The 3,155-nt window shown below is 74.8% G+C and carries 5 protein-coding genes; 3 read left to right on the top strand and 2 right to left on the bottom strand.

All coding sequences use genetic code 11. The features are described 5' to 3' along the window. The 3 genes from ACWDX9_RS61660 to ACWDX9_RS61670 all read left to right on the top strand — a co-directional run. The coding region (locus ACWDX9_RS61660) for a cyclodeaminase/cyclohydrolase family protein (protein WP_449973173.1) at positions 1-312 on the top strand (312 nt) is incomplete at its 5' end. Continuing rightward, entirely contained in the window at positions 309-1,136 is an 828-nt protein-coding gene (locus ACWDX9_RS61665) for a bifunctional 5,10-methylenetetrahydrofolate dehydrogenase/5,10-methenyltetrahydrofolate cyclohydrolase (RefSeq protein WP_449973174.1), read from the top strand. The genes ACWDX9_RS61660 and ACWDX9_RS61665, both read left to right, overlap by 4 nt. Next, positions 1,133-1,873 (top strand): type 1 glutamine amidotransferase, encoded by a 741-nt coding sequence (locus tag ACWDX9_RS61670; protein WP_449973175.1) that lies wholly within the window; start codon positions 1,133-1,135, stop codon positions 1,871-1,873. The genes ACWDX9_RS61665 and ACWDX9_RS61670 overlap by 4 nt, the downstream gene beginning before the upstream one ends. On the opposite strand, the gene ACWDX9_RS61675 is transcribed toward ACWDX9_RS61670, so the two are convergent. Together ACWDX9_RS61675 and ACWDX9_RS61680 are read right to left on the bottom strand one after the other, a co-directional pair. Further along, a complete protein-coding gene (locus tag ACWDX9_RS61675) occupies positions 1,842-2,582 on the bottom strand; it encodes a sulfite exporter TauE/SafE family protein (RefSeq protein WP_355198315.1) in 741 nt (246 codons plus the stop codon). The two genes, ACWDX9_RS61670 and ACWDX9_RS61675, sit on opposite strands and share 32 nt — an antisense overlap. Before the next feature lie 9 nt (positions 2,583-2,591). Next, positions 2,592-2,996: a hypothetical protein gene (locus tag ACWDX9_RS61680; protein WP_449973176.1), complete on the bottom strand. Its 405-nt coding sequence runs from the start codon at positions 2,994-2,996 to the stop codon at positions 2,592-2,594. Between the last annotated feature and the right edge of the window lie 159 nt (positions 2,997-3,155).

Genomic DNA, 3,155 nt, shown 5'->3' on the forward strand with positions numbered 1-3,155 from the left:
GCCATCGCCCGGGCGCTGGCCGGCGCCGCCGGGCCGCCCGCCAGGGTGGTCGAGACCGCCACGCGGGTGATCGAGCTGTGCGAGGTGCTGCTGCCGATCTGCAACCGCAACGTCGTCACCGACGTCGCCGCCGCCGCGGAGGCCGCGCGCGCCGCGCTCACCACCGCCCGGATCAACGTCGAGGTCAACCTGTCGGGTATCAAGGACGAGCGGATACGCGAGGAGCTGAACGCCCGTGTCCACGGTGTGGACGCGGCCGTGGCCAGGGCAGACTGGGTGACCGCCGAAGTACGCGAGGAGATCAACCCGTGAGAACCCTGACCGGGAAAGAGCTGGCCGCCGCCATCAGGGCCCAGGCGGAGACCGAGGCCGCGGCGGGTCCGCAGCCGCGGCTGGCCGTGGTGGTGGCGACGGACGACGAGGCGAGCCTGTGGTATGTCAGGTCGATCGCCAAGGCGGCGGCCGGCGTGGGCATCGCCTGCGACATCGTCGATCTCGGGCCCGAGGCCGCGCCCGAGCGGATCGGCGAGACGCTGACCAAGCTCAGCGCCGACGCCAACGTCCACGGCCTCATGCTGCAGACCCCGCTGCCCGCGGGCGCCTCCGCGCAGCGGCTGGCCGCGGCCATCGACCCGCGCAAAGACGTCGACGGCGCCAACCCGCTCTCGCTGGGCCGGCTCGCCGCCGGGCTGCCCGCGTTCCCGCCCGCCACGGCGGCGGCCGTGATGGCGCTGCTCGACCACTACGAGGTGGAGCTGGAGGGCCGGCGGGCGGTGGTCGTCGGGCGTTCGACCGTGGTGGGCAAGCCGCTGGCCCACCTGCTGCTCGACCGGAACGCCACGGTGACCGTCTGCCACTCGCGCACCCGGGACCTGGCCTCCGTCACCGCCACCGCCGAGGTGCTGGTCGCGGCGGTGGGCCGCGCCGGGCTGATCGGCGCCGGGCACGTGGCGCCGGGCGCGGTGGTGATCGACGTCGGCACCAACCCCACGGACGACGGCGGGCTGGTCGGCGACGTGGACTTCGACGCGGTGTCGGAGGTCGCGGGCGCGCTCACGCCGGTCCCTGGCGGGGTCGGCCCGGTGACGACCGCGCTGCTGCTGCGCCACACGGCCAGGGCGGCGAACCTCCCGTGAACGAGCAGATCCTGATCGTCCAGAACAGCAGGAGCGGCGGCCCCAGCCGGCTGGGCGGCTGGCTGGAGGAGGCCGGGCTGAAGCTCGACGTCGTGCTCGCCCACGAGGGCGCTCCCCTGCCCGGCCGCCTCGACCACGCGGCCATGATCATGCTCGGCGGCGGCTACCTGCCCGGCGAGGACGACCGGGCGCCGTGGCTGGCCGACGCCCGGCGGCTGGCGGGGCAGGCGCTGGAGGAGGGCGTGCCCTTCTTCGGCATCTGCCTGGGCGGGCAGCTGCTCGCGGAGGTCGCGGGCGGCGAGGTGACCGCCGACACCGGTGCGCCGGAGAACGGCAGCCTCCCCCTCACGATCCGGCCCGAGGCCGCGGACGATCCGCTGTTCCACGGGCTGCCGGAGGTGGTGCCCGCGATCGAGCACCACAAGGACGCGGTCACCCGGCTGCCCGGCGGGGCCGTCTGGCTGGCGGAGACGGGAGCCTGCCCGTACCAGGCGTTCCGGGTGGGCGAGCGGGCCTGGGGCGTGCAGTTCCATCCCGAGGTGCTGCCGACGCGCATCCGCGAGTGGTCGCCGGACGGGTTCGACCCCGAGGAGGTCTACGCGCGGGCGGTGGCGGACGAGCCGGTCTCCACGCCGGTCTGGCACCGGGTCACCACCCGCTTCGCCGCGCTCACCACCGGGCTCTCCACTGGGGCGCCCGAGGGGGTCAGCGCGCGTACGAGTCCCAGCCGAGCTTGACCGCCACCGCCAGCCCGCAGGCGGCCGCCAGGTAGCGCAGGCTGTTGCCCGGCAGCCGGCGCGCGATCCTGGGCCCGATCCACCCCCCGAGCAGAAACCCGGCCGCCAGCGGCGCCGCGGCGGCCCAGTTCACCGGCCCGAACAGCGCGAACCCGAGCGCGGCCACCGCGTTCGCCAGCCCGGACATCACGTTCTTCATGGCGTTCAGCTTGGCCGCCGGGTGGTCGAACATGAGGGCCAGCACGGCGAACACCATCAGCCCTCCGGCCGCGCCGAAGTACCCCGTGTAGATCGTCACGGCGAACAGCGCCACCCGCCCCAGCACGCCGTGCTCGCCGTGCGCCCGCCCCGACGGCGGCCTGACCAGCAGCAGCGAGGCCATCGCGATCAGCCATGGCGCGATCAGCTCGAACGTCCTGGCCGGGGTGACCAGCAGCAGCAACGCGCCGGTCGCGCCGCCGACCGCGGCCACGGGGCCGAGTTTGAGCACCCGGGCGCCCTCCCCGGCCAGTTCCGGCCGCGATCCGGCGGCGGCGCCGATGCCGGTGAAGACGAGGGCGACGGTGTTGGTGACGTTCGCGGTGAGCGGGGGCAGGCCGAACGCCAGGAGCGCCGGGTAGGAGACGATCGAGGCGAGGCTGACGACCGTGCTCACCACTCCGGCCGCCACCCCGGCTCCGAGCAGGCCGAGCGTTTCTCCGACGATCACCCGGTTATGTTAGTTGTCGTCCGTTTTATCCCCTTGGGGCGGGGCCTCCGCCAGCGCTCGGGCGGTGGCCTGCCAGATCGGGGTGGCGGGGTTGATGACGTCGAAGTGGTCGCCGGGCATTTCGAGATAGGTCACCTCGTCGCCGGCCTCCTCGGCCGCGCGGGCGTAGCGGCGGCTGAAGTCGACCAGGTCGAGGTCGTCGGCGGCGCCCTGGACGACGAGCTGGCGTACTCCGAGCGGGAGCCGGAGCAACGGCGAGGCGTCCGCGTACGGCGGCGTCGCCACCTGGCCTTCGGGGGCGCGCCCGCCCAGGGCGGCGCCGACGGCGCCGGTCCCTACCCACCGCCGGTCGCCTTCCACAAGATCGAGCACCCCGGCAAGCGACACCACCATCACCACCCGCACCCCACCCACCGCACGACCCTCACCGGCCGTGCAAGCCCCACCGTCCGCGCGAGCCCTGTCCACCGCGTGAGCCCTGTCCACCGCGTGAGCCCCACCCGCCTCGCGAGCATCCGGTGCGTGAGCCTCACCCGCCGCCGCTTGGGCGCCGCCGGTTGCGGACGCCTCGCC

The sequence above is a fragment of the Nonomuraea sp. NPDC003201 genome (assembly GCF_053590415.1).